Source organism: Thiohalophilus sp. (assembly GCF_034521165.1).
In the GTDB taxonomy this organism is placed as follows: domain Bacteria; phylum Pseudomonadota; class Gammaproteobacteria; order UBA6429; family Thiohalophilaceae; genus Thiohalophilus.
Genome location: NZ_JAXHMV010000013.1, coordinates 111,759 through 136,256, shown reverse-complemented (window position 1 = coordinate 136,256; position 24,498 = coordinate 111,759). Strand labels below are relative to the sequence as shown.

Annotated in this window: 26 protein-coding genes; all 26 read right to left on the bottom strand. The window is 57.0% G+C overall.

Translation table 11 applies throughout. From position 1 onward, the window contains the following. Positions 1–10: 10 nt before the first annotated feature. The 26 genes from U5K34_RS12770 to kaiC all read right to left on the bottom strand — a co-directional run bounded on the left by U5K34_RS12770 (position 11) and on the right by kaiC (position 24,497). The gene (locus tag U5K34_RS12770; RefSeq protein ID WP_322568781.1) at positions 11–2,158 is read right to left on the bottom strand and encodes a SulP family inorganic anion transporter; all 2,148 of its coding nucleotides are present in this window, start codon (positions 2,156–2,158) and stop codon (positions 11–13) included. 7 nt (positions 2,159–2,165) lie between these two features. Continuing rightward, positions 2,166–2,486, bottom strand: coding sequence for a P-II family nitrogen regulator (locus U5K34_RS12765; RefSeq protein ID WP_322568780.1), 321 nt, complete (start codon positions 2,484–2,486; stop codon positions 2,166–2,168). A gap of 17 nt (positions 2,487–2,503) precedes the next feature. Further along, the gene (locus tag U5K34_RS12760) at positions 2,504–3,517 is read right to left on the bottom strand and encodes a sodium-dependent bicarbonate transport family permease (RefSeq protein WP_322568779.1); all 1,014 of its coding nucleotides are present in this window, start codon (positions 3,515–3,517) and stop codon (positions 2,504–2,506) included. A gap of 113 nt (positions 3,518–3,630) precedes the next feature. Beyond that, on the bottom strand, positions 3,631–3,873 hold the full coding sequence (locus U5K34_RS12755) for a hypothetical protein (protein ID WP_322568778.1): 243 nt from the start codon (positions 3,871–3,873) through the stop codon (positions 3,631–3,633). Then, the gene (gene parA, locus U5K34_RS12750) at positions 3,870–4,490 is read right to left on the bottom strand and encodes a ParA family partition ATPase (RefSeq protein ID WP_322568777.1); all 621 of its coding nucleotides are present in this window, start codon (positions 4,488–4,490) and stop codon (positions 3,870–3,872) included. Before parA ends, U5K34_RS12755 begins: the two co-directional genes overlap by 4 nt. Positions 4,491–4,501: 11 nt before the next feature. Then, positions 4,502–4,768 (bottom strand): 4a-hydroxytetrahydrobiopterin dehydratase, encoded by a 267-nt coding sequence (locus tag U5K34_RS12745; protein WP_322568776.1) that lies wholly within the window; start codon positions 4,766–4,768, stop codon positions 4,502–4,504. A gap of 12 nt (positions 4,769–4,780) precedes the next feature. Continuing rightward, positions 4,781–5,257, bottom strand: a complete 477-nt coding sequence (locus U5K34_RS12740) for a ferritin-like domain-containing protein (protein WP_322568775.1) — start codon at positions 5,255–5,257, stop codon at positions 4,781–4,783. A 31-nt stretch (positions 5,258–5,288) separates the two neighbouring features. Further along, positions 5,289–5,600 (bottom strand): BMC domain-containing protein, encoded by a 312-nt coding sequence (locus tag U5K34_RS12735; protein ID WP_322564510.1) that lies wholly within the window; start codon positions 5,598–5,600, stop codon positions 5,289–5,291. A 41-nt stretch (positions 5,601–5,641) separates the two neighbouring features. Then, complete coding sequence (locus U5K34_RS12730) at positions 5,642–5,953, bottom strand: BMC domain-containing protein (protein WP_322568774.1); 312 nt, start codon at positions 5,951–5,953, stop codon at positions 5,642–5,644. 48 nt (positions 5,954–6,001) lie between these two features. After that, the gene (locus U5K34_RS12725; protein WP_322568773.1) at positions 6,002–6,295 is read right to left on the bottom strand and encodes a carboxysome peptide B; all 294 of its coding nucleotides are present in this window, start codon (positions 6,293–6,295) and stop codon (positions 6,002–6,004) included. Then, on the bottom strand, positions 6,295–6,552 hold the full coding sequence (locus U5K34_RS12720) for a carboxysome peptide A (protein WP_322568772.1): 258 nt from the start codon (positions 6,550–6,552) through the stop codon (positions 6,295–6,297). The genes U5K34_RS12725 and U5K34_RS12720 overlap by 1 nt, the downstream gene beginning before the upstream one ends. After that, the gene (locus tag U5K34_RS12715) at positions 6,552–7,973 is read right to left on the bottom strand and encodes a carboxysome shell carbonic anhydrase (protein WP_322568771.1); all 1,422 of its coding nucleotides are present in this window, start codon (positions 7,971–7,973) and stop codon (positions 6,552–6,554) included. Before U5K34_RS12715 ends, U5K34_RS12720 begins: the two co-directional genes overlap by 1 nt. 163 nt (positions 7,974–8,136) lie before the next feature. Then, positions 8,137–10,116, bottom strand: coding sequence for a CsoS2 family carboxysome shell protein (locus U5K34_RS12710; protein ID WP_322568770.1), 1,980 nt, complete (start codon positions 10,114–10,116; stop codon positions 8,137–8,139). A gap of 108 nt (positions 10,117–10,224) precedes the next feature. Next, positions 10,225–10,563 carry a ribulose bisphosphate carboxylase small subunit gene (locus tag U5K34_RS12705; protein WP_322568769.1) on the bottom strand — a complete coding sequence of 113 codons (339 nt, stop codon included), beginning with the start codon at positions 10,561–10,563 and terminating at the stop codon, positions 10,225–10,227. Positions 10,564–10,619: 56 nt separating this feature from the next. Next, entirely contained in the window at positions 10,620–12,032 is a 1,413-nt protein-coding gene (locus tag U5K34_RS12700; protein ID WP_322568768.1) for a form I ribulose bisphosphate carboxylase large subunit, read from the bottom strand. A 289-nt stretch (positions 12,033–12,321) separates the two neighbouring features. Further along, complete coding sequence (locus U5K34_RS12695; RefSeq protein WP_416224099.1) at positions 12,322–12,888, bottom strand: NUDIX hydrolase; 567 nt, start codon at positions 12,886–12,888, stop codon at positions 12,322–12,324. Next, a complete protein-coding gene (locus tag U5K34_RS12690; protein WP_322568766.1) occupies positions 12,888–13,514 on the bottom strand; it encodes a BMC domain-containing protein in 627 nt (208 codons plus the stop codon). The genes U5K34_RS12695 and U5K34_RS12690 overlap by 1 nt, the downstream gene beginning before the upstream one ends. Before the next feature lie 400 nt (positions 13,515–13,914). Then, entirely contained in the window at positions 13,915–14,259 is a 345-nt protein-coding gene (locus U5K34_RS12685) for a 5-carboxymethyl-2-hydroxymuconate Delta-isomerase (protein WP_322568765.1), read from the bottom strand. A gap of 185 nt (positions 14,260–14,444) precedes the next feature. Then, positions 14,445–15,026, bottom strand: a complete 582-nt coding sequence (msrA, locus tag U5K34_RS12680; protein WP_322568764.1) for a peptide-methionine (S)-S-oxide reductase MsrA — start codon at positions 15,024–15,026, stop codon at positions 14,445–14,447. A gap of 202 nt (positions 15,027–15,228) precedes the next feature. After that, the gene (gene sbcB / locus U5K34_RS12675; RefSeq protein ID WP_322568763.1) at positions 15,229–16,683 is read right to left on the bottom strand and encodes an exodeoxyribonuclease I; all 1,455 of its coding nucleotides are present in this window, start codon (positions 16,681–16,683) and stop codon (positions 15,229–15,231) included. A 292-nt stretch (positions 16,684–16,975) separates the two neighbouring features. After that, entirely contained in the window at positions 16,976–17,797 is an 822-nt protein-coding gene (locus U5K34_RS12670; protein ID WP_322568762.1) for a phosphate/phosphite/phosphonate ABC transporter substrate-binding protein, read from the bottom strand. Positions 17,798–18,351: 554 nt separating this feature from the next. Further along, positions 18,352–18,801, bottom strand: coding sequence for an RDD family protein (locus U5K34_RS12665; protein WP_322568761.1), 450 nt, complete (start codon positions 18,799–18,801; stop codon positions 18,352–18,354). A gap of 131 nt (positions 18,802–18,932) precedes the next feature. Beyond that, positions 18,933–21,524 (bottom strand): EAL domain-containing protein, encoded by a 2,592-nt coding sequence (locus U5K34_RS12660; RefSeq protein ID WP_322568760.1) that lies wholly within the window; start codon positions 21,522–21,524, stop codon positions 18,933–18,935. After that, on the bottom strand, positions 21,521–22,711 hold the full coding sequence (locus U5K34_RS12655; RefSeq protein ID WP_322568759.1) for a diguanylate cyclase: 1,191 nt from the start codon (positions 22,709–22,711) through the stop codon (positions 21,521–21,523). The genes U5K34_RS12660 and U5K34_RS12655 overlap by 4 nt, the downstream gene beginning before the upstream one ends. Then, on the bottom strand, positions 22,711–22,992 hold the full coding sequence (locus tag U5K34_RS12650; protein WP_322568758.1) for a circadian clock KaiB family protein: 282 nt from the start codon (positions 22,990–22,992) through the stop codon (positions 22,711–22,713). Before U5K34_RS12650 ends, U5K34_RS12655 begins: the two co-directional genes overlap by 1 nt. Continuing rightward, positions 22,989–24,497 carry a circadian clock protein KaiC gene (gene kaiC, locus U5K34_RS12645; protein ID WP_322568757.1) on the bottom strand — a complete coding sequence of 503 codons (1,509 nt, stop codon included), beginning with the start codon at positions 24,495–24,497 and terminating at the stop codon, positions 22,989–22,991. The genes U5K34_RS12650 and kaiC overlap by 4 nt, the downstream gene beginning before the upstream one ends. Position 24,498 lies beyond the last annotated feature (1 nt).

Here is a 24,498-nt window from a genome sequence, read left to right as displayed (position 1 = left end):
ATATTTCACCTCATAAAAGATGGTTGGCAACACCACGGTATGGCGCCCTGCCGTCACGCTCCGGAAAATTCACCACACCCCGATTGAAGCGCTCCTCCAGCGTTTCCAGCGCGGTTTGCTTGTCGGCAAAAAACGCGTCCTCTCCCAGCTCATCAACCAGGCCGCTGCTTTGCATGACCTGCATGACCTGATGTTTGAGACTGCTGAACATGAGTTGCACGTCAGTCTCTTTCAGGCGCCGGGCGATCTCACGGACTTTTTCTTCCCCGGAGGCATCGATCTCGTTGATACTGCTGCCGATCACCAGAATGGCTCTCGCCCTGGGGAAATCGCTCAGTGCCTCGAGGATCATATCCTCGAAATAGGCCACATTGATAAAGGTCAGCGATCCATCGAAGCGAACCGGTACGAAGAATTCACTCATCGGTTCGAGATGGTGTGCATCGATCCCGCCCAGTGTTCCGTCGACCTTGCGACTGACGATCTCGGCCCGGGGCCGCATGATCCGGATCAGGTAATGTAAAACAGTCAGCACGACACCCAGTAATATCCCGTTGGCAATCGCCGGTGCCATTAGCAGGGTCGCCACAAAGGTAATCACACCAATGGAGGCACTGACACGATCCACACGCCAGGCCTGTAACAGAGGCCTGATCCGGATCAGACTGAATACCGCCATCATCACGATCACCGCCAGCACGGCCTGTGGCAGGTGATAGAGATACGTCGTGAAAAACAGCAGGACCAGTACCACCGCAATCGCACTGATAATGGCAAACATGCCGGTCCGCGCCCCGGTTCGGGCGGCCACCGCCGAGCGCGAAAACGATCCGCTCACCGTATAGGAACTGAAAAAACTGCCGGCAATATTGGCCAGACCCTGCCCGACCAGCTCCTTGCTGGTATCAACGCGCTCGCCGGTGGTACTGGCGATCGCCTTGGAGATGGAAGTCGCTTCCATAAACCCGATCAGCGCCATCACCAGTGCTGCCGGCAACAATGTAAGAATCAGGTCCCATTTGAGTGTCGGCACATCAAACTCGGGCAACCCTTCGGGGATCGTACCGACCACGGCGCCGCCGGAAGACAGCACTACCTGATTGTCCTCTATACCACTAAATCGCCAGCTTTCGTCGTCGCCACTCACGTTCTGCGGCAGAGACTCTTCTGGATAAAACAGACGCTGTCCATCATCGCGCTCAACCCCTTGCAGGGTCATCTTGTGCAGTTCAACACGCCGTAACGTATTCTCCTTTTTCAGGAGTTTCAGTTCATGATCGCGAACCGATACAGTTGCACGTAATGCTGCCGCCTTCTCGATATTCTCAAGCCCGCCCTGTTGCTCGAGCTTGTTGGCCTGTTGATTGAGCCCGGCTATCTCATCAGTCAGTGTTTCGATACGTCGTTCGGCCTGGCCATATGCCTTCATCGTGGTCACGGTTTCCGCGTCCTGGATCTGCTCCATCGTCGCCGTGGTCTTGTTTTCATACGAGACCAGCGCGCTGACAAGCGTGGTCACCACCACCGCGATGAGCACGCCCGGCAGGGCGGGAAGTTTCTTTTTCAGGGCGAAAATAAGCAAAAAGGCACCCAGGGCGAACAATAGCGTTGCCACGTGCAGGGACGGTAATTGCATAACTACCCGCCACAGATCGACCAGGTAGGACTCGGTGCGGGGAAACGGCACACCGATTACTTTGCTTAATTGTGACAGACCAATGATGAGCGCGGCGGCATTGGTGAAGCCGATGATCACCGGGCTGGAAAGCAGATTGACGATCGCCCCGAGGCGAAACAGTCCCAGCGCCAGGCGCAGGATACCCACCATTAACGCCAGCATCACCGACAGTTCGATAAAATCCGCACTGCCCGGACTGGCCAGAGGAATCAGTGCCGCCGCCGACATCAACGAGAGCATGGCTACCGGCCCGGTGTGCAGCTGACTGGAGGAGCCCCACAAAGAGGCCACAATCACCGGCACGAACGACGCATATAACCCATAAACCACCGGCAGACCGGCCAGCTGCGCATAGGCCATACTCTGCGGTACCAGCACCAGGGCAACCGTAATTCCCGCAATCAGATCCGCGCGGATTGTCTCGCGGTTCATCGGGAACCAGCGCAGGAACGGAAACAATGTAGTCAACCAGGCCTGCATATCGACTTTACTCCATCGCCTCTGAATACTTATCGGGCCCAAGCACTGATACCTCGGAGACGAAAACCGTCAGGTGATAACCCTTGTTAATCAATTGTTCGAGATCATCCAGTAACGCACTCAACCGCTCTGGAGGCATAATCACGTGAAACTTGATATTGGTGTCGATATCCAGCATGCCGGACTGTTCACCACTGGAGCCGGCACCCCGGGCCCGAACAATCGTGTACCCGCTGGCACCCCGGTTACGAACCCGTGCAACCAGGTGATCTTCCAGTACATCGCTGGTAATGACCGTCACCAGTTTTTCAGGAAAAAGCCTGTGCATCTTCAAGCCCTCCTCGATTAGCCCACGATCCGCTCGGCCAGAGCGTGGTAAAGGGGTATGCCAATAATCACGTTAAAAGGAAACGTGATACCCAGCGACAATGTCAGGTAGAACGAGGGGTTGGCCTCCGGCACCGCCAGACGCATTGCCGGCGGCACCGCGATGTACGAGGCACTGGCGCCCAGCACACCGACCAGCAACGTTCCGCCAACACTCATATCCAGCACCTGGCCACCAACAAGCAGCCCGATAACGCCACCGATCAGCGGCATGACGATACCAAACACCAGCAACACCGCGCCGACTTTGCGAAACTCACGAATTCGTCGCGCCGCTTCCATGCCCATTTCAAACAGGAACAGGCACAGCACTCCCATGAAGATGTCATCGATAAACGGCGACAATTTCTCCATGCTGGCAGGACCCGCAACAGCCCCGATGATCATCGAACCGATCAGCAGGATTACACTGCCGTTGGTAAAGGCTTCATGCAGCAAACTACCCAGCTGCCCGTTGCCCATCCCGCCCTGCTGCAGTACCGCGGCACCACCGCCATTTGCCGTTATACCCAGTCGTTGTCGAGACCAGGAAGCCAGCAACAGGCCTACAATAATCGCCGGCGACTCCATCACCGCCAGCATGATGACCGGGTAACTTTCATAACTAATACCCAGGTTATCCAGGTAGGCGATAGCTGTCAGAAAGGTACCGGCACTTACCGAACCATAATGCGCGGCGATTGCCGCCGCATTCATGCGATCGACCTTACGAGTCACGAGCAATAGACCGTAACCGATCAGCGGTAAAGCAAACCCGAGAATGATGGCCCATAAAACGGAATTGAATGCTGTGGCGAGATCAGCTTTGCCAAGGGCGTAACCTCCATGCAGCCCGATTGCCATCAACAGATAAATGGATAATACCTTGGCCAGATCAGGTGGGACGCGCAGATCGGATTTTATGGCCCTGGCAAAAAGACCAAGCGCAAAGAACAGCACAGCCGGGATGAGTAAATTACTGAGAGCTGACATTGCTTAGACCCTCTTTAACCGTCTTTCATACCAGTATGTGCTGCTTTTGGCGTATGAGACTAATCGATATTACCCGGCTGATTGATTGACTAACATCGATACATAAACTGACTTTAATCCGGCCAGACGCGTCTTTTCCTGGACTGATAGGCGTCGACATCAATGCTGTTATCCGTTTTCGGTTTTGACGGTTTCTTTGCCGCCCTGGCAGATTTATTGCCTGATGCGGCAGGCTGGGTTTTGTCCGGCTCAGTTTTTTCAGCTGTCGGTTTGGCCTGCTCTTTGTCCGCAGAACCTGACTTGGTTTTACGCATGGAATCCACCAGCTTTTCCCGCGTTTTGTCACTCTCGCTCATGAGGGCACTACCTCCCGAATCAGTTGATTGAGTTCGCTCACCGCATCGGCACCCCGACGCCCCATCTCATACACGCTTTTACCTTCCAGTACGCTGCTGCGATAAATAGCACGCCGACGAATCGGTGTTTCGGCAACCGGAATGTCGATTTCCGCTACCGCTTCACGAACCAGTCGCGATAAGGTGGTGCGGGGCTCGAGTTGATTGATGATCAGCCAGGCTGACAGCTGTGAGTTGACCTGTTTTGCCAGCTCAACCGCTTGCTCGATATGTACTGTTGCCCACAGATCGACCGGCGAGGGTTGCACCGGTATCAGGGCAACATCGCAAGCCCGCAGAGCTTCGTGCGTCTGTGGCGCCTGAACAGAAGGAGGACAATCCACGACCACATGATGATATTGCCGCGCCATGGTGGCGATCGCCTCGTCCAGTGACTCGCCGGCCACCACCACGGGCAAGCGATTATCACCGATCACCCGCCATTGCACCGAGGAGCCCTGCGGATCGGCATCCATCAATACGGTATCCGCCTGTTCGGCCAATGCCACGGCCAGATTGATGGACAATGTTGTCTTGCCGGCACCGCCTTTGTTTCCCACCAGAGCGATGACGGACATCCTGCCAGCTCCTAGTGTGTCCCTTGCTCTTTTTCAAGCAAGGCATCATATTCAGCGGCCAGGCGGCGTTGTTGTTCGCCCAGCTCATTGCTCTGTTCATCCGCATGGATGGTCACGTTGACGTAGTCGCGACCGAAACCCATGTCGGGATACAGACCTTCACGCTCGGAAACATCCGCAGCGCGATCGAGAAAATCTCGCAGGCTCTGGTAATCGGCAAAATCATAACGCCGTTCCAGGCGAGCGGGTCGGATACGTTCCTGCCATTGTTGACTCATGGTTCGCCTCCGTTAAAAAGTGGCGCGTGTCTTGTTGACGTTCACGCCGGGTTGTTCCAGTTCATTCAGCCATTTCACCAGGTCGGCGGCATGGCCTTGCTCCTCTGCGAGGAGTTGTTCAAAAAACAGCCGGTTATCATGATCACCGCTGCGCGCACAGTGCTGTGTCGCCTCGGTATACAACCGGATCAGTTCGTTTTCAAATGCATGATTGTGCTGCAACAGTTCCTGCAGACTGCGGCCAAGTTTAGGCGGGCGCAGTTGCGAGGCATTGGGTGCCACGCCGAGGGCGAGCATGCGGCCGATAATCCGGTCCGCATGCGCCATTTCCTCACTGGCCTCGTTGCTGAAACGTTTGGATACCTCGGTCAGCCCCCAGGTCGCGACAAGTCGTGCCTGAGTGGTGTACAGCTGGACCGCCGAGAGTTCGAGACTCAGGGCCCTGCCGAGATAACCCAATACGCGTTGATCAGCGTTGGCGTGCAGCATGACGACGGTTCAGTCAGCGTCAACCAATCATTCAACTGCGCGTTGTGCCGTTACCGGCATCGCCGAGAATAGGCTCGACTTCGCGATGCGGCCGGGCAATGATGTGAGCAGCCACCAGGCCATCGCCTACGCGCTCGCAGGCATCCGCACCCGCACGCACGGCTGCATTCACCGCGCCGGTTTCACCGCGCACGAGGACAGTGACATAACCGCCGCCGACAAATTCCCGCCCCAGCAGGCGAACCTCTGCCGCTTTGGTCATGGCATCCGCCGCCTCGATGGCGGGTACCAGTCCACGCGTTTCAATCATGCCCAGTGCTATGCCGTAGTGTTCGTTGGCCATGGTGTATTACTCCTCAAGTCAGTTGAATATAAAGCCTGTTATCAGGCTGCAGCCTTGCTGCTGCCACCTGTCGGCAGAACCGGCTCAACTTCACGGTGCGGACGGGCAATGATGTGTGCCGCTACCAGACCGTCACCTACACGTTCGCATGCATCGGCGCCAGCACGAACCGCTGCGTTAACCGCACCGGTTTCACCGCGAACCAGAACAGTGACATAACCGCCGCCAACGAATTCACGTCCGATCAGACGTACTTCTGCTGCCTTGGTCATAGCATCTGCTGCTTCGATGGCGGGAACCAGCCCGCGTGTCTCGATCATGCCGAGTGCAATGCCGTAGTTATCGTTTGCCATCTTTCTATCTCCTACTCTATTGACATGGTTGTTGAACTGTAAAAATCGCTACAACGCCTGTTCCGTTGTCTCGCCCTTCCCGGTTGACCGCGTCTCGTCAGCCCCCCAGAAATCGATGATCCCGCCAATGGTGAGATCAGTCAGGATCTCAAAGTCACCAGCGGCATAACGTGCGGCCGATCCACTCACCGTGAACACCCAGTTGCCCTCGCGCGCACCGACAGTATCTACCGCCACATGGCGTTGTCCCTGTTCGTCGCGCAAAATCCGCAAACTGCTCTGTTTGAGCCCGTCAACCCGACGGGTACAAACCAGCGGTGCTTCGACCTGCAAAATATCCACTACGCACTCTCTCCCTCGGGTGGCCAGTGGTCGATGATCCCGACAATCGTCAGGTCACTCGGATACTCCTTGCTACCCGCCGCGTCCCGTGCCGCGGAACTGCCGACACAAATCACCCAGTCACCAGGGATACAGCCCACAGCATCCACGGCAACCAGCATTGAACTGCCGTCCCGCACGACCTGCATGTGCTTGTGCTCCAGACCGGGGATACGGTTGGTGGCAACCAGCGGCCGTTCAACCTGGCAGATCTTCATCAGTGAGCCTCCTCAGTAACTTCATCCTTTACCGATGTCCCAATCACCTCGATCCGTTCACCGGCATGACAATCACGTATGACCTGCAGTGTGTGCAGCAAGCCGGTTCTGGCCAGATCCGCATATCGCGCACTCAGGGCCGCATCGACACGCCGACAATGATCAATCGCCCGCTCGCGTGCCCCGGGTACCTGGCCGTGGTAGTCAAAACGCACTACAACCGGTACCGGCAGGCTATGAGAGACATTCAGCTTGCTGAATATTTTGATCCCCACATCCAGATCGGCGGCCGCCTCTTCAACGGTTTGCATATACGCAAAATAGGTCAGGTTGCGTAACTGCACTTCCTCAAATCCGATACCGGCGCCGATAAACCGTTCGGCATGACCAATGTCCTGGTAACGGCCGTTGTGGTACTGGCGCACATACTCGATCTGCGAGAGGTTGTTGATCAGTAAATGGGCCATCAACTTCTGCATGCCCTCACTCATCTCGCCTCCGGCCTGCCGGACCTGACCATCAATATACTCGTCAGCCTGCGCGCGGCTCATCGACAGAGTCGCGTCAAACAATTCCGCCGCATCCAGATAACGCTTGAGATCGATCTCGCCATGGCGATCCGGCATGTGGATGCGAATTGCATCGCTGTCGGTATCCAACCCGATCAGCATCAGATCGATCGAGGCGCCACAGCAAAAACTGTTTTCCACCGCGGTCTGAAACGCTTTGAGCTGTTCCAGCCCGCCCTGCGCCGCGCGCCCCGCATCAGAGCCGTGTGCCGCGCAACCTTCATGCTCGGGATCGCCGGAGCTGAAGTGATAGACCACAGTTTTCAGATAACGCGTGGACATATCAGCGGTCGTCGGCTTGCCTTCCCGAAACCGTTGCAATTCGGTTTCGGTCCATTTCTCGATGCTGTCTTCAATATCAAACATGGCGCCCGCGTAGGACTTGCGACGCACTGCTTTATGCGGCAGACGCAATACATAACTGATTACGTGTGCCAGGCGACCATCCGCACACGGTGAGATGTCCAGTGTGTGAAAGCCGCACTCGATTAAAAAAGTCTGGAATTCCGTTTCCAGACGACTTAGGAAGTCGTTTGCAAAAAAATCATCGCAAAATCGCTGGTACGTCTGGAACACACACCAGGCAAACAGCCGGCGCATGTCCAGTTGGGTTACCCAGGCATCGGCCAGGATATCCCCGGGTAATTCAAAACCGAGTTGTTCCTTCGCCAGCGCCTGGGCGCGTCGTTCAAAATCGGCCTCGTGTTGCAGGCCGGAAATCTGTTTCAACGTCGGCACGACGGCATCAAAAGCCGCTTTGGTGCGCTGCTCGTAATCAAACAACTGCGCGTTCTCGCTGGCATTGGCCAGCGGGTGCTGGCCCGCTTTGACCGGTACCGGGGTCATCCGCATTGTATTGCGTGGTTTTGCCGGCTTCGCGCCATCGTCATTCTTTACGCGCGGGGCTGTTTCGGCCCCACGCGCACCCGGACGCCCCGGCGGTGCGGTCGGCACCCAGCGGTTCGAACGGTTTGACTGACGGCGTGAACTCAACATACTGATTCATCGCGCGGGATTAACCGCGGGCGCCTCCGGAATAGGTAATGAATGAGCCTTTTTCCGTGTTCCCACTGCCGCCGGTTACCGGACTTATCGGCTCGGGAATATCTTCATTGCGTTTCGGCTCCGGTTTCATCTGCATGGCACTGTTAGCACGCCCACCCTGACGGGTCGGATTACGCTTGGTCGCGGTCATGCCTTCGGTCCCGGTGACCCGGTCACCGCGATCCCAGTCGTCGCCGGTGATCTTCAAACCGGCCTCGATCCCTTCACCACTGATCCGCGATTTGACACGGCCCTGGACCTGCTGGGCTGTTTCCGGCATCGGCGCGGGCGCTGGTTCGGCGTTATGCCCCCTGCCGAAGCGGGCCTCCTCGGTGCCGGTCACCTTGCCGCCGGCCATGCCGAACGGGCCGGTGATCTTGCCCTGTTCATAACGGTTGCCGGTCACATCAAAATGCTCGTCGCCCTGACTGGCATGCACCGGGCTCTGCACACTGAACTTGCCCCACGGGGTTTCGCCCAGCTGTTGCGGAAAATCGGGGCTGCCCGGTTCAGCCGGCACCGACGGACAGGCCTCGGCGTACTGGTCCGCACCGACATACGGCGTACCACTCACGGATTCGCACAGCCCCTTGTCGGCGCCGGTCAAATGCCCGTTCAGGCCCGGCTGAATGCCGGTCATTACCGAACCGGGCGTGCTGCGCTGCTGACGATAGCGAGCCGACGCCAGGGTGGTCTCCTCCGGCTTGCAATAGTTGCTGAACTGTTCCAGTCCGGCATACGGGGTGCCGGTCACGGACTTGCAGGTGCCCGGTTCATCGCCGGTCATGCGCGTGGAACGGCCGGTCAGGGTGCCGGAGACGGACCTGCCATGGAATGTCTGGGTAAAACCGACTTTTTGATCCTGCGGTTTCGGCGCCTTGCCGCAAAAACCCTGGTACTGTTCCTTGCCGACATAGTCGTCACCGGTCACCAGCTTGCAGGTCCCCGGCTCATCACCGGTCACCCGTTCCGAACGCCCCACCTGGGTGCCGGTCATACTGCCGCCGCGCAGCGTCTGGCTGGTGCCGACTTTCATCGGTGACTTGCCGTTGCCTTTTTGCATGTACTGGCTGCCGGTCAGTTCCCGTCCGGCACCTCTTTCATCACCGGTGACATGCGAGGAACGCCCCACGTTGTTACCACTGACGGTCTGCCCCTGGCGAGTTTGCGAGCTGGTGATCTTGTTAGGAACACCGCCGCTCGAGGCACTGCAAAACGTCTCGGTCTGATCGGCACCGATGTATTCCACGCCGGTCACATTCTTGCAGGTGCCGGGCTCGTTACCGGTCACGCGGGAACTGCGGCCGACGATACTGCCGGTCAGGGTCTGGCCGTGGCCGGTCTGGCTCTGGCCCACTTTCCAGGGGGCATCGGTTGCCGCGCCGGTTTCGCTGCTGACGTAATCCTTACCCGGCCGCATACGACCGACCGGTTCGGCTTTTTTCCTGCCGGCATTGCCGTTTTTACACCGATCGGCACGCACTTTCTTGGCCAGCTCCCGGCCGCTCAGTTTCGGGTTGGCAGCGCGCGCGGTTTGCGCCTCGCTCATGCCATTGCCATTGAGCCCGGCCTTGCCCCGCGAGGCCATCGCCTGACGTCGCGCCAGCGCCACTGCGCGGCTGCTATTCATATTGATATTCGGCGCCTTGACCCGGGCGCGAATTTTCGCCGACGGCTTGTTTTCACTCCGGGGAGATTGTGTATCGGCGTGCGAGGACGATTCGGCACGGGCGCTATCACCCTTGCAGCTGCAATCGCCCTTGGCCCGCAACTCGGTCGACTGATCGCCTCCGGCCGGATTGGCCGGCGCGGCCTGCGTCGCCGTGGCGTTGGCCGGAGCGCTGCGGGTACGGTCGGTATCCTTGAGCGCGGCCTTGCCCCGGCTCGACATTGCCTCACGTCGTGCTTTGGAAGCTGCGCGTGCTGTGTTGTTCTGTGCAGTCTGTGCCATCGTAAACCCCGTCACATCGATACTGGTTTTTCGTAAGCCTGTTCGTAACCTTGTTCTTAAATGGGGGTCCGATCACATTACCGGATCCCCGTTTCTTGCTGTGTTTGCTCAGCGTCCTTCAAAGACCACAAAAGCGTGTCCCTGGGTCTGGCTGTAGCTGTCGTAACCGATTAGCTTGATGTGATGATCGGGATAGGTCCGGTGGCAGGCTTCCAGTTCATCCAGCACGCTTTGCAGGTTGGTTTCACCGAAGAACGGCAGTTTCCACATGGTCCAGTAATGGTTCATGGCACCGCTGGGATGCTCGTGTTCGATCGCCGGTGCCCAGCCATTGGCCAGAATGTACGCGATCTGTTCCTGGATCTCCTCGGCGGTCAGTTTGGGCAGAAAGCCGAAGGTTTCGAGTGTCTGGGCAGTCTGGAAGTCACCCGCTTCATACATACTCATAATTGTTTTCCTCGTATCGATTCGCTATCAGTTTGTTTCGTCCGGGCTGGACGGGCTTAGCCCACGTCCAGTTTGTCCACGGTTTCGAATTCGAACTTGATCTCTTTCCAGGTTTCCAGCGCAATCGCCAGTTCCGGGCTGGTTTTTGCGGCATCCATAAGAATGTCACGCGCTTCTTTTTCGACTTCACGACCCTGGTTACGCGCCTTGACACAGGCTTCCAGCGCGACACGGTTGGCCGCGGCGCCGGCCGCGTTGCCCCACGGATGCCCCTGGGTACCACCACCGAATTGCAATAATGAATCGTCACCGAAGATGGCGAGCAGTGCCGGCATGTGCCAGACATGGATACCGCCCGAGGCCACGGCGAAGACGCCGGGCAGGGAACCCCAGTCCTGATCGAAAAACACGCCGCGCGAGCGATCTTCGGGAACGAACGATTCACGCAACTGATCCACAAAGCCGAGCGTGGAGGCGCGATCGCCTTCCAGCTTGCCGACCACGGTACCGGTATGCAGCTGATCACCACCGGACAGACGCAGGCACTTGGCCAGCACGCGATAGTGAATACCGTGTTTCGGATGGCGGTCGATAACCGCGTGCATGGCACGATGGACGTGCAACAGCATGCCGTTCTTGCGACACCAGTTGGCCAGACCCGTGTGGGCGGTAAAGCCGCCGGTCAGAAAGTCGTGCATGAGGATCGGGCTGCCGACTTCCTTGGCGAATTCGGCACGCTCGTACATGTCTTCCGGGGTCGGCGCGGTCACGTTCAGGTAATGCCCCTTGCGCTCGCCGGTTTCCTGCTGGGCTTTCTGGATGGCTTCGCCGACAAATTCGTAGCGATCGCGCCAGCGCATGAACGGCTGGGAGTTGACGTTCTCGTCATCCTTGGTCATATCCAGACCGCCGCGCAGGCATTCATAAACCGCGCGACCGTAGTTCTTGGCGGACATCCCCAGTTTGGGCTTGATGGTTGCACCCAGCAACGGACGGCCGTACTTGTTCAGGCGATCACGTTCAACCTGAATGCCGGCCGGCGGACCGCCGCAGGTTTTGATGTAAGCGATCGGAAAACGCAGATCTTCCAGACGCAGATGCTTGAGGGCCTTGAAACCGAAGACGTTACCGACCAGCGAGGTCAGCACGTTGGTCATCGAGTTTTCCTCGAACAGATCGATCGGATAGGCGACAAACGCATAGAAGGATTCCGAGTCACCGGGCACGTCTTCAATCCGGTAAGCACGGCCCTTGTAGTATTCCAGATCGGTCAATAATTCGGACCAGACGGCACTCCAGGTCCCGGTGGAAGACTCGGCGGCCACGGCAGCGGCAACCTCTTCGCGAGGCACGCCGGGCTGGCCGGTGACCTTGAAACAGGCCAACAAGTCCGTATCCAGCGGGACATAATCCGGGGTCCAATAACTATCGCGGTATTCTTTTACACCCGCTTCATAGGCTTTTGACATGATCTACTCCTGCTTCGGTTGCTGATATTTCAGTTCGCTGCAAATTCTGTTTGGGTAGTCAAAGCTTAGGGAGCCGGTTTATTTGATACAAATCGATATTTTCTTCGTTATCGATAGATGATTTGCTATACCATCGACATCGACTTTCAAACCCATCGATCAATATCTATATATACCTGTATCCTGCCCTGACTTCTGATTTCCAACCGCAGTCTTTGCGTGTTTATCTCTCCCGGTATTCCCGGGCCTGTGTGATGATTGTTCACCTGTCATCTTCAGGTGTACTGCTTTACCGGTTGTCAAACCCGTGCCGCATTTGCCGGGTTTTTTCCAGCATGCGATAGGTGGAACGGTTATTGTTAAAGCGCGGCACATCATGCAGCACCACCCAGCCGATCTCATGGGACTCGTCATTGCCCGGAATCGACAGGCTGTCATCGACTTCCACCAGAAACCGGATATCGATATGTTCGTGGGCCGGTGCATCGGCCGTCGCGGGCGTCCAGTGGATATCCACGTCAAAGATCGCCTCGCTCAATAATCTGACCTGCGATGGATCGATACCGCTCTCCTCGGCCGTCTCACGCAACGCGACGCGCAGAATATCGGCATCGCCATCGGCATGGCCGCCGGGCTGGAACCATTGATCCAGCTTGCGATGGTGCAGCATCAGCACATGCGAACGATCCGGGCTGACCACCCAGGCCGACCCGGTCACGTGGGTCGGTAGCAGTTCGCGCTCGAAGCAGTCCGGATGCTGTTCAACGAAGGCGATCGCGCGCCGCACAAAACCCGACTCGTCCATGAAACGGGTCCGATGTTCATCAAGCAGACGCAGCAGTTCCTGGCGATGCATCAGCGCGATCCCCATGAAGTCCACGGATGTTGCACGGCATTGATGGCTGCCGCCGCGGCCTCGTCCACATCCGCCTCGCGCCCGGAGAGGGTCAGACGCCCGAAGGCACCCACCGCGCGCGCATCGATCAGGGTGATATTGGCGGCTTTCTCCGCCTGGTTGGCAGCATAGATGATGTAACCGGCCGGCTCGGCCTCGAGAATGAACATGCTCTGATCGGGCAGAATCATCGAGCCCTTGCGGTCCTGGCGGTTGATCACCACGGTGTGATCGGGTGTCATGCCGCGGATGGTTTCCTGCCAGGCAATCTTGCAGGGTTCGGGATTGGTAGCGGCCTTATCCAGATGGTTGAGTATCACCCGCCCCGATTCTTCCACATCGCTTTGATCGCGATGGTGAATCACCATCGAGCCATAGGCACGCTCCACCACCTGCTGGGCCAGATGCACGCGCGTCGCCTTGAGCGCCATGTCGGTGAGACGATGTACCGCCATCCCCGGTGAGACCTCCACCCACAGGCAGGCATTACCCGGCGAGGGTGGAAAGCCCTGCGACACAGTCGCCATGTATTCCGCCAGTTGTGGCTGCAGGGAGTCGATATAAACGTAGGTTCGTAGTGTAATCATGTACCGCGCGCTCGCCACTGCCCTGCAAAGCCAGAATGAGGCAGAAGCTTAAAAACCCCGGTACTTCAATACAAATCGATAATATCGACGTTTCTGATAGACGATGTTCTATGCATTAAACCCGCGTGATGAGTCTGGACAAATATCCGGAGCCGCTTAACTATATAAATAAGCATGCATTGGAAAATGTTCATTGCGTTGACCAGACGGATTGTTGCGCTTTGCGTGCAATGAGTGCCAACACGGACATGATTGCGAGGAACGGGCGACGAAGGAATCGCCACAAATCTCCGGAGAATATCGGTTCAGATGGAGTGCCGGATCCGCTTCGCTTTATCCGGCCTGCCGGTTTAACCTTGCAGGGTGGAACAGGCCACAGGCGGATCCACCTTACATCGGTTCAGTCGGCGTAATAGCGGGAATAGCTGGCCGGGTCCATGTCGATCACCTCGGCGGTGATAGCCGCCACACCCAACTCCAGCTCACGCAGCGTCGCAACCACGGCCTCGGACAGTTGCTTTTTCTGTGCACCCGTGCGCCCGGCGTGGATCCGGCAACGCACACAGACAAAACCCTTGCCTTCAACCCCCATCCGATATGCCGTGATCGGGATCGCACGGGATTTGATATTCGCCGTCTCGAACAGGCCGGAATCAAGCGCCGCCCCGAACACGGCATCGGCCATGGTCTGCGCCTGGCGTTCGTCCAGACAGTCTGCGCTGTATTCAATGATCAAGTGCGGCATGCGTCTCTCCCGAATAACTGTGACAACGTCATAATCAGACAGTTAAATCTGAATAAGTATTCCAAACCTCAAGGGGTTTGTTTAACAGATTGCCTGATTTACTCGCAATGACTTCCCTGTTTAGCGTCAATGCGAGAGAGAACGAGACAAAGCACTCTCAGTGGGCGAATATTCAAAATACGTACTTAGTTTTTCTTGCCCCAGATATCTTCCAGACGACTGTCACGCCCACAAGTCAGGCGGTAGAACTTGTAACGCAGGGGCGACTTCTTGTAGTAGTCCTGGTGGTGGCTCTCGCTGCCTTTAATGGGCCAGAACGTGCCAGCTTCAAGGATCGGTGTGACTACTTTTTTATCGGGAAACTGTTCGACCACTTTCTGGCGCGAGGCTTCGGCCAGGCGCCGCTGCCGATCATTGGCAACGAAGATGGCACTTAAATAGGAATGTCCCTTGTCGCAGAATTGCCCCTGATCATCGAATGGATCGATATTCACCCAGTAATGATCCAGCAGATCCTGGTAACTGACCACCTCGGGATCGTAGATCACCCGCACCGCTTCATAATGGCCTTCATGATTGCCCCTGTAAGTCGGGTTCTTGATTTCACCACCGGTAAAGCCCGAGATAACTTCGGAAACCCCGTCGAGCTTTTCAAAATCCGCTTCCATGCACCAGAAACAGCCCCCGGCGAAAACAGCTTCATCGGCCAGCGCCGAAGAGAACGGAAAAACTGTAATAAATAAAAATACCAGGATTTTATGATGCATGGTGTTCACCTCTGCATGGACAGGTTCCGGGTCAATAACTCCCGGGTTCTGTGGGAGGGCCTTTCAGGCGCGACTCTCGAACCGGGCAGGTCGCCGCTAAAAGCGCCTCCCACAGCCCTTCGGGCGGGAGCTATAAATCCTCGTACCTCGTACCTCGTAACTCGTCCCTGCCCGAAGGGCCGCGAAGGGCCGCGGAGGGCCATCACTGCTGTTTGATAAAGCTCTCCAGCTCGCGCCCGAAGGATTCCACTTCCTTTAATAGACCGGCTTTACCCGCATCCAGTTCCCCGTCATTTCGCAATGCCTCGATTTCGCTATAAAAATCCTTGAAACTCAGGAACCCGGCTTCCCCTTCGACCAGCCGGGCCCGGCAATGCTCCAGCCACTGGGCCTGCTCATCGGGACTCAGACTCTCGGGATAATTGCGCGCCCGGTAGCGAAACAGCATCTCCGGCAGACGCTTGTCGCCAAAACTCCAGGTCTGCTCGCCCAGTTCCTCGGGCGAGGTATCGTGAATCCGCTGCATCAACGCCTTGTCCTTGTCGTCGAAAAACCCGCCGGCATAAATCATCAGGTCGGGCTCCTCGACCGGTTCAAACTGGCGCGGCTCGAACATCTTGGCCAGTTTCTGCGCGATGCTCTTACGCTGATTAAGCAGGGTCTGGCGATGCTGTTTGCATTTCATGATATCGATATTGAGTCGCTTGGCGGCCGCCCCGTCCAGCGTCGAAGTCGGCGCAATCACCGGACACTTGTTGATCAACAACTGCTTTAATGCCGGACGCTCCACGCCCTCGGGCAGATCGTCATTGGCCGTATACAGTCGTTCGACCAGGGTCCTGGCGCTGTGATCCAGCAGCAGCGACGGATCCTGGCCCAGATCGAACACGATGATGCTGTTCTTGTTGGTGGGGTGCGCGGCGATCGGCACGACCATACGGGTATTGCCGTGGTCACTGCCATACATGCCGGAAGTATGCAGGATCGGCGTCATATCCTTGAGATCGATATACTTGAGTACTTCCTGCTTGCGCCGCAACTGATAGAAAAAATCAAACAGATTCGGCTGATGCTGTTTGAGCAGCCGCGCGATACCCAGCGTGGCATACACATCGGCCAGTGCGTCATGCGCCTGACCATGCTCGATGCCATTGGCCACGCTCAGCTCATCGAGTTTGTAGCTGGGTCGATCGGCATCTTGCCGCTGCGGCCAGTTGATCCCCTCCGGACGCAGGTCATGACAGGCACGCACCACGTCGATCAGATCCCAGCGGGAGTTGCTGTTCTGCCATTCCCGTCCGTAGGGATCGTACAGATTGCGATACAGGGTATTGCGGGTCACCTCATCGTCGAACCGGATCGAGTTATAACCCACACCACAGGTGCCCGGCTGCGACAGCTCCGCCAGGATACGGCTGATAAACTCGGTCTCGGGCAGCCCCTGTTCCAGCGCCTGCTGCGGGGTGATCCCGGTGATCAGGGTCGACATGGGATGCGGCAGACTGTCCGGGCTCGGCCGGGCCATGATATTCAGCGGCTCGCCGATGATATTCAGATCCTCGTCCGTGCGGATACCGGCAAACTGCACCGGGCGATCCCGCTGCGGATCCGTGCCAAAGGTTTCGTAATCGTGCCAGTAGAGGGTATTTTGTGCCATGAAACTACCTCAATAAATTCTGTGAGCACACTACCATATTTTATTGTCAGCGTAAGCAACTGATCCATATTGCTTTTTCTTGGCAGGTCCAAAACTGCAAATAAAGTAAAAGTAACACATACCCTGGAATCGCGATCGGGGAATCAATACCGGGACGAGACCCGATGTCGCCAGCACCGACAATCCGGCTGAGATGCCGCAGGAAATCTGGTGAGACAAAAGGGCAGCGCTTCGACAGACAGCAAAGTACTGCCACAAATCAGTGGTTATCCGGCTCTGTTCGACATTCAGGTCACCAGCCGAAAATCACACCCTCAAGGAGGCGATTATAACCTTTATATTGTGCATTACTGGCAGGCACAAACGCATTGGCATTATCCAGAAAACGCGTCAAGGTCGGCTGAATTGCCATCGTACCGATATCCGACAACAGGGCCTTCTGCAGTTTCTCTCGTTCAGCGCTGTTGATACGTTTACTGACAGAGATTACCTGGTTGGGTAACTCCTCAGTTTGGGAGACGATCTTCAGATCTTGCTGCTCATCTTCTTTAAGACGCTTGTTATAAAATATCCTGCGAACGACAAAGGCCGTACAGTCACCATTTTGAAAAGATTGATAGACATCAACCATACTACCAGTAATAGCCCGAATTACCGGCTGCTGTGCCGGATTTCGGAAATAGGCCAGGATACTCATAGTGGACAGATCGGGTGACGCGATGCCACAGACTTTTTTGCCGATCAGATCATCCGGCGAGTTGATCTTCTCGTTATCCGAAGCCGTCAACAAGTAATATTGCAGATTACCCGGCAGTCTCACCAACATATTGTGGCCAAGGTGCTCCATTCTCCAGGAAGCCAGATGCGGACCATCAAACACAATATCGTAATAATCGTTTCGAATATGTCTCTGGTAGCGCATCCAGTCTCCGGGATGCTCGTACATGACAGTCTTTCCGAGAACACTGCTGATATATTCAGCCGTAATTTTATATTGCTGTTTACCATGCGCCTCGGATTCCTCTGGAGGCGCGGTCATAATCAGAACATTATTCGCAAACAATGTTTGAGCAAAACAAAACCCAAAAACAAAAGTAAAAATACGACCTTTCATTATCATCCCTTTTATAATATATATTTTTCTATTCCGTGATTTTAATTATAACAGCCTGGTATTTAAGTCGATTGATACCCTACATTCTTATCCTCTATTGCCGACAGATTGATGGTTAATAAAATATTTTCGAGCAACTTTGTATTATTTAAACGCTTCACAGTTTCCAGCTAATACAATTCGGCGAAAAATAAAGTATAACGCATCCAACCCATTGTCGTATTACACTACTGTAAATCTCTATAAACTGGACGCCCAGATTGCGAGGCATATAGGCGAAGCCTATATGTTGGATTGGTTATTTGAATAATTGCCTGTTTTCCAACCTTAAACACCCAAATAAGACTCAACATATCTGCCTGGGCGCAACACTACCAAATCAGCACATTTGTTCACAATACAATCTATGCACTGGTATGTAACACTGTTTTTTTTGAATACAGCATCCGGTGTTGCACTGATTCGATAAACAGGCAACGGAAGAATATATACTTATCAATGTAATGCTGCTTTACAAATAAACCACACTATTGACTGCCCGTCGAACTCCGAATCTACCCCTCAAACCTGACCGGCTCCTTCCGGTTATCCCGGATCACCACCGTCCCGGCCAGCTTGTCGTGCCAACCCTGTTTTCTTCTGTCAATTCCCACCCAGATCAATCCGAGCAACAAGGGAATGGTCGAAACGTAATAGCCCAGATAACGCCCGATAAACTGCCCCATCGTCGGCTTCCCACCCGTCCTGGCATCAACAATCTTCAACCGCAAAGCCATCTTACCCGGCGTGGCGGACTTGTAGATCCAGAAAACAATCACGGCGACCGCCGGGAAGATATAATTCAGCAACACATCCCATCCACCATGCACCAGCTCCTCGCTCATCCAGTAACCCGGCCCATAAACAGCGTTTAAAATTGGCACGATGATAATCATCACCAGCACCGAATCAATCAACGCCGCGCCGACCCTGATCCAGAAACCGGCATACTCTATCTCATCCATGTCCTGTCCTTCACGATGCCATCATCGCGATCACGTAAAATTTACATTCCGATGCAGGTTAACCAACTCGCCTGATTATCAGCCGAAAATAAATCTGTCACCTTTTCTCCAATCAGCCGAAAATAAATCTGTCACCTTTTCTCCATGGCGGGAAGCTTTAACGCATAATTCTCCAGCGAGAAGGCTTCCACCCAGCGGCGCAGTTGCACCGCTTCAACCGGCCGGGAGAAATAGTAGCCCTGGATTTCCGTGCAACCCATCTCATGCAGCGCTTCGACCTGTTCACCGGCGTCGACGCCTTCGGCCACGGTTCTGAGGCCGAGGGAATGGGCCAGCAAAATGGTTGCCACCACCACGCTGCGCGTGCGCGGGGATTCCAGCATCCGGATGACGAAGGAGCGGTCGATCTTCAGCGAATGAATGGGCAGGCTCGCCACGTAACTCAGGGACGAATAGCCGGTGCCGAAGTCATCGATGGCGACCACGATGCCGCGTTCCTTGAGCCGGTTTATCAGCTCCTCGACCTTGGCCGGCTCCTTCATCAGAGTGGATTCGGTGATCTCCAGCTGCAATAACGCCGGGTTGACCTTCCAGGCGTCCAGCATCGCGTCGATCCGGTCCAGGAAATCGGGATCGTGGAGACTGTTCACGGAAATATTGACCGCCACCGGCATTTCGAAGCCCTGATCGCTCCACGAGCGGCACTGCTGCACAGCGTCCTCCAGAACCAGGTAGGTCAGCGGGTCGATGAGCCCGGTTTGTTCCGCGATGGCGATGAATTCGGCCGGGGGCATCAAGCCCTGTTCGGGATGCCGCCAGCGGACCAGGGCTTCGACACCGGCGATCCTGCCCGTACCGATATCCACCCGGGGTTGGTAATGCAGCACGAACTGGTTTTCCACGATGGCCGTGTGCAGTTCCGAAATAAGCGTCAGGTAACGCGGGGTCTCCGATTCCGTCGGCCCGCTGTACAGTTCAAATACTGTTCCGTTCGATTTTGCGTGCCGCATCGCCGTAGCGCTGCGCAGCATCAGGGCCTCGGGGTCCAGTCCATGATCGGGTGCCAGCGCCGCGCCGGCACGCATCTGGATGCTGATGGGGATACCCGCCTGCCGGAAGGGTTCGCCCAATAACCGCTCGATACGCCGTACACAATCCCGCGCATTATCGAGGCCACCTTCGCTCAGTAAAACCGCGAATTCGTCGCCGCCGATCCGCGCCAGCATCTCGCCTTCACGCAGGGCGTCACGGAGGCGACTCGCGATCTGCTGCAGCAGTTCGTTCGCCTGCCGCACCCCGATGCCGGCCTGGATTTCGCCGAAGCGGGTCACGTTCAGGGTCAGCAGGGCGCACTGTTGCCCGGCAGGCAATGCGTCGACGGTTCGCTTCAGTGTTTCCATCAGCCGGTTACTGTTGGGCAGATCGGTCAGTTCATCGAAATAGGCGAGATACTCGATGCGTTCCTCGGCGAGTCTGTGTTGTACCTGTGCGCGCAGGGTGACAATGCCGAAGGCAAGATCGTCGGCCAGTTCCGTCAATAAACGAAGTTCTTCGTCATCGAAGGCTTCCGGTTCGTTGGCATAAATCATCAACGCCCCGAATGCAATACCTGCCGAATCCTTGAGCGGCAGCGCGATTGAAGACTGGTAGTCGCGCCGGCACGCCTCGTCGCGCCACGGTGTCATGCTCGGATCAGTGGAAATGTTCTGGCTGATCTGAGGCTCACCGGTACGGATCGCCCGCCCGGTGGGTCCGAGGCCGCGCCCTTCTTCCGACCAGCTGATGCGGACACTTTCCAGATAGCCGGCTTCAAACCCGGCCTGCGCCACCGGCTGCACGCTCTTGGCCTCGTCTTCCTGTTTGAACCCGACCCAGGCCAGGCTGTAGCCGCCCAGGCCCACGCATAACCGGCAGACGACGTCGAGCAGGGCGGGTTCCTCTTTTGCATGGATGAGCTCCGAATCCCCGGCACTTTGCACGCGCAGCGCACGGTTGAGCCTGAGCAATGCCTCTTTTGCCCGTTTCCGTTCAATGGCCTCGCCGACCTTAAGGGCGACCTGCTTCAGGAGCTCCCGTTCTTCCTTGAGAAACGGGCCTTCATCCGCTTCGGGACGTTCATCGAGATAGCAGATTTCGACCGTGCCCGCGTTACGGTCACTCACGATGATATCTTCCCACTGTTGCCAGGCGGATTGGTGAAAGCCCTTGCTGGTATACGCGCGGCCATCAAAGACGATTCTTGCCGCCGCGATTTCCGGATACTGCCAGCTGGGAGGAAGAACATCGGCCACACTCTGCAGCATTTCCTCCAGCGGATCTTCGGCATTAAGCAGTATATCGGCAACATGACGGACGCAGGTCTGTTCCTTGATCCGTTCTCGCAATTTTTGCGACGTTTCCAGCAGAGCCAGTTCATTAAGCTTGCGCTCGGTGACGTCGCGCAGATAAACAATATCGTAGACTTGCTTCGACAAAGTGGTGCGGGAACTGCGGACATCGGCGGTGATCGTGCCCCGCCGGGGATGGATGATCTGGATTTCGGCGGGCTTGTCGGTCGTGATGACGTGTCCGAATGATTGCCCCGGCAATTCAGCAACAGGCCGTCCGAATAATAATTCAGTAGCGGGGTTGGCATAGACGATGATGCCGTCGGCGTCGAGCACGAGCACGGTATCGCTGGCATCTTCCACCAGATGCCGGAAGGTTGCGGCGCCCGGTTTCATCTGGAAGCTTCCCGGGGCCCGGGTTTCCGGGCCATTTCAGAGCGGTTGCGGGTTTCCTTGGCCTTGTAGAGGGCCTGGTCCACGCGCAGGATCATATCCTGCAGGGATTCGCCCGCAGGTATTTCGGCGATGCCCAGGCTGATGGTGATGTATCCCGCCTCCGCAAACGCGGTACGAGCTATTCGCTTTCGAATACGTTCGGCCAGGACCTGCGCCTGGTCACCGTCCGTCGCCGGCAGCAGGATCATGAACTCCTCGCCGCCCCAGCGCGCCGTGATGTCGATGTCGCGCACCTCGTCCAGGGTCAGTTCGGCCACCTGCTGCAGAACCCGGTCCCCCGCGTCATGTCCGTGGCGGTCGTTGATCGCCTTGAAGTGATCGAGATCGAACATGATGAGGGAAAACACGTCGCCGTAGCGCGCTGTGCGGCCCATTTCCTCATCCAGATGCTGTTGCAGGGCGGCACGATTGAAGAGACCGGTGAGATAGTCGTGATGAGCAAGCTGCCGCAACTCGTTGATGGCGGTCATGTCCGAGAAGATAGCGACGTAATAAATCAAATTGCCGTTATCGCGGTGGACGGGGCTGATGCTCAGCCACTCCTGGTATATCTCGCCGTTCTTGCGGCGTCGCCGCAGCGCGCCCGTCCAGTGCCCCTCGCGCTCCAGGATGCGCCTCATTTCCGAAAAGCTCTCTTCATCTTCCTGCCGTCCCGTCCGCTGCAGTTCCGGGGTATGCCCCAGGGCCTCCTCCTCCGTGTAGCCGGTAATCGTGGTGAAGGCCGGGTTGACGGCGACGATGGTGGTATCCGGCCGGGTGATCATCAGGCCCTGATCGATGGCGTCCAGGGCGACGGAAGATTGCCGCAGCCGTTCCTCCGCCTGGACGCGCTCGCTGATATCGCGCAGATAGACGGCGGTATAGGGAATATCATCCAGCCGTATAGTCGTGCTGCGGGCATTGGTCGCCACGTTTCCACGCTGGGGATGCGGGATATAGATATCGGATTGTTCCTCGGCCGTGGAGATACCGCCGAATTCCTCTCCAATCAGATTGGCCAGGGGACGGCCGAAAAGTTGCTCGGCGGCGGGGTTGGCGTAGGCAACAGTACCGGCGGGATCGAGCAGCAGAATCGTGTCGCTGGACTGTTCGACCAGAGACCGGAATGCCGCCTCGTCCGGAAACATCAGTGCTCCTTGAGATCGAGGCCAATGAGCACCTTGTCCAGCTCCGATAGGTCGCCGACAATGCGTCGTAACGGCTCCGGCAGCTTCTTGATGACCACGGGCGTGGCCAGGATGCGCTCGTCTTCGGCCAGTTGCGGCCGTTCCAGGATATCGATCACTTCGACGTCCACTCGTTGTCCGTGTTCCTCAAGATCGGCGGTGATTCTGCGTAAATTATTGATGGCGCGTTCGGCCGTGGCGGTCTTGCCGGCGATGTAGAGACGCAGAACGATGGTGGTCATGATTGTTCCGCTCCCTGCGTGCCGGGCCGGCCCCGGGTGACCACTCCCTGATCGCTCAGGGTGTATTCGTTGACGTAATCCGCGGTGGGCATGCCACGGGATTTGACGACTGTCAGCAGCCGGTGCAGCGTATAGTCGCGTTCCTCGCGGCGCAGTTTGATCCACATGTCGATGGCCGACGAGATGCCGAGCGTGCTCTCACCACCGCTGTTGTCCGTCAGCAGTTCCGTGGCCACCGTCGTCACGCCCTCGACCCTGAGCAGCGACAGCAGGCGCAGCACCATGGCCGTGCTGTTGGCGCCGACCAGCTTGTGGCTCAGGGCGCTGAGCGGGTCCAGAATCACGATGGCGGGCTGGTGCTGATGTACCGCTCGCAGTATCCGCAACAAATGCTCCTCCCAGCCCGTCTCCGCCGCCAGCATGGGTTCCAGCACCAGCCGCCCTCTGCCCCGGGGTGTGTCGAGATGGGCTCTCAGGTCAATGCCGACGCTGCGCTGGTTGCGCATGAGTTCATCGTCCCCTTCCTCGAAGCTCAGGTAGAGTACATCCTCGCCGCGCTCGCAGGCGGCGCGGGCGAAGCAAGCGGCGAATGTAGTCTTGCCGGTGCCGGACTGGCCGGAATACATGGCCGTCACGCCCCGGTAAATGCCTTCCCCGCCGAGCATGCCGTCAAGGCCGGGGATGCCGGTGGATAACCGCTCGCTGGTGGGACTGGCGTGCAGGCGCGTGGCGGTCAGCGGCATTACGAAGATGCCTTCATGGTCGATGAGATAGGGGAACTCATTGGTGCCGTGGCCGCCGCCGCGGCGCTTGACCACCCGCAGCAGGCGGATCATGACGCGTTCGGTGATCTCCTGCTTGAGCGCGATGACGCAGTCGGCGATGTAGTCCTCGATGCCGTAGCACCGGTTGAAGTCACCGTGTTCACTTATGTTAATCAACGTGGTGGTTTGCCGTTCGCGGATCCAGTCGAAGACGCGGCGCAATTCGAACTGCAGGCTTTTCTCGGCGCCGATGAAGGCGCCTTCCAGGCCGTCGATGGCATCGATCACCAGTCTTCGGGCGCCGGTCTCTTCAATGGCATGATCGATGCGGGCCAGGATGGCGCTTAATTCCAGTGTTTCCCCGCTCGTCATTTCATCGCGATCGGGACGCATGTCCAGAATGCGCGCCCGGCCGGCCTCGATATGCCTCCTCAGGTTCAGGCCCAAAGCATCGGTGTGCCGGATCAGGGCCTGCGGCGATTCATCGAAGGTGACCACTACGCCGGGTTCGCCGGTGTCCAGGCCATGACACAGAAAACTCAGGCTGATGACCGTCTTGCCGGTGCCGGGTCCGCCGCGCAGCAGGGTGGGGCGGGCAGCGGGCAGGCCGCCGCGCATGATGAAGTCGAAGCCTTCAATACCGGTCGCGGCGACCGGCGAGTCGATGCGGGGAGTCGCAGTGTGGTCACGGATATCCGGCAGGCCGGTCTTGCCCGATTCAGTGTCTTGCTTTGTTGCCATA

What these genes read in the sequence shown, in the direction of transcription:
- U5K34_RS12745 (WP_322568776.1), bottom strand. Translation starts at nt 4,768, where the DNA reads ATGAGTCAACAATGGCAGGAACGTATCCGACCCGCTCGCCTGGAACGG.
- U5K34_RS12765 (WP_322568780.1), bottom strand. Translation starts at nt 2,486, where the DNA reads ATGCACAGGCTTTTTCCTGAAAAACTGGTGACGGTCATTACCAGCGAT.
- U5K34_RS12695 (WP_416224099.1), bottom strand. Translation starts at nt 12,888, where the DNA reads ATGCATCGCCAGGAACTGCTGCGTCTGCTTGATGAACATCGGACCCGT.
- sbcB (WP_322568763.1), bottom strand. Translation starts at nt 16,683, where the DNA reads ATGGCACAAAATACCCTCTACTGGCACGATTACGAAACCTTTGGCACG.
- U5K34_RS12710 (WP_322568770.1), bottom strand. Translation starts at nt 10,116, where the DNA reads ATGGCACAGACTGCACAGAACAACACAGCACGCGCAGCTTCCAAAGCA.
- U5K34_RS12685 (WP_322568765.1), bottom strand. Translation starts at nt 14,259, where the DNA reads ATGCCGCACTTGATCATTGAATACAGCGCAGACTGTCTGGACGAACGC.
- parA (WP_322568777.1), bottom strand. Translation starts at nt 4,490, where the DNA reads ATGTCCGTCATCGCTCTGGTGGGAAACAAAGGCGGTGCCGGCAAGACA.
- U5K34_RS12770 (WP_322568781.1), bottom strand. Translation starts at nt 2,158, where the DNA reads ATGCAGGCCTGGTTGACTACATTGTTTCCGTTCCTGCGCTGGTTCCCG.
- msrA (WP_322568764.1), bottom strand. Translation starts at nt 15,026, where the DNA reads ATGCATCATAAAATCCTGGTATTTTTATTTATTACAGTTTTTCCGTTC.
- kaiC (WP_322568757.1), bottom strand. Translation starts at nt 24,497, where the DNA reads ATGGCAACAAAGCAAGACACTGAATCGGGCAAGACCGGCCTGCCGGAT.
- U5K34_RS12720 (WP_322568772.1), bottom strand. Translation starts at nt 6,552, where the DNA reads ATGAAGATCTGCCAGGTTGAACGGCCGCTGGTTGCCACCAACCGTATC.
- U5K34_RS12655 (WP_322568759.1), bottom strand. Translation starts at nt 22,711, where the DNA reads ATGTTTCCGGACGAGGCGGCATTCCGGTCTCTGGTCGAACAGTCCAGC.
- U5K34_RS12735 (WP_322564510.1), bottom strand. Translation starts at nt 5,600, where the DNA reads ATGGCCAACGAACACTACGGCATAGCACTGGGCATGATTGAAACGCGT.
- U5K34_RS12740 (WP_322568775.1), bottom strand. Translation starts at nt 5,257, where the DNA reads ATGCTGCACGCCAACGCTGATCAACGCGTATTGGGTTATCTCGGCAGG.
- U5K34_RS12670 (WP_322568762.1), bottom strand. Translation starts at nt 17,797, where the DNA reads ATGAAAGGTCGTATTTTTACTTTTGTTTTTGGGTTTTGTTTTGCTCAA.
- U5K34_RS12755 (WP_322568778.1), bottom strand. Translation starts at nt 3,873, where the DNA reads ATGAGCGAGAGTGACAAAACGCGGGAAAAGCTGGTGGATTCCATGCGT.
- U5K34_RS12650 (WP_322568758.1), bottom strand. Translation starts at nt 22,992, where the DNA reads ATGACCACCATCGTTCTGCGTCTCTACATCGCCGGCAAGACCGCCACG.
- U5K34_RS12700 (WP_322568768.1), bottom strand. Translation starts at nt 12,032, where the DNA reads ATGTCAAAAGCCTATGAAGCGGGTGTAAAAGAATACCGCGATAGTTAT.
- U5K34_RS12660 (WP_322568760.1), bottom strand. Translation starts at nt 21,524, where the DNA reads ATGAAACCGGGCGCCGCAACCTTCCGGCATCTGGTGGAAGATGCCAGC.
- U5K34_RS12730 (WP_322568774.1), bottom strand. Translation starts at nt 5,953, where the DNA reads ATGGCAAACGATAACTACGGCATTGCACTCGGCATGATCGAGACACGC.
- U5K34_RS12760 (WP_322568779.1), bottom strand. Translation starts at nt 3,517, where the DNA reads ATGTCAGCTCTCAGTAATTTACTCATCCCGGCTGTGCTGTTCTTTGCG.
- U5K34_RS12690 (WP_322568766.1), bottom strand. Translation starts at nt 13,514, where the DNA reads ATGATTACACTACGAACCTACGTTTATATCGACTCCCTGCAGCCACAA.
- U5K34_RS12665 (WP_322568761.1), bottom strand. Translation starts at nt 18,801, where the DNA reads ATGGATGAGATAGAGTATGCCGGTTTCTGGATCAGGGTCGGCGCGGCG.
- U5K34_RS12715 (WP_322568771.1), bottom strand. Translation starts at nt 7,973, where the DNA reads ATGCGGATGACCCCGGTACCGGTCAAAGCGGGCCAGCACCCGCTGGCC.
- U5K34_RS12705 (WP_322568769.1), bottom strand. Translation starts at nt 10,563, where the DNA reads ATGAGTATGTATGAAGCGGGTGACTTCCAGACTGCCCAGACACTCGAA.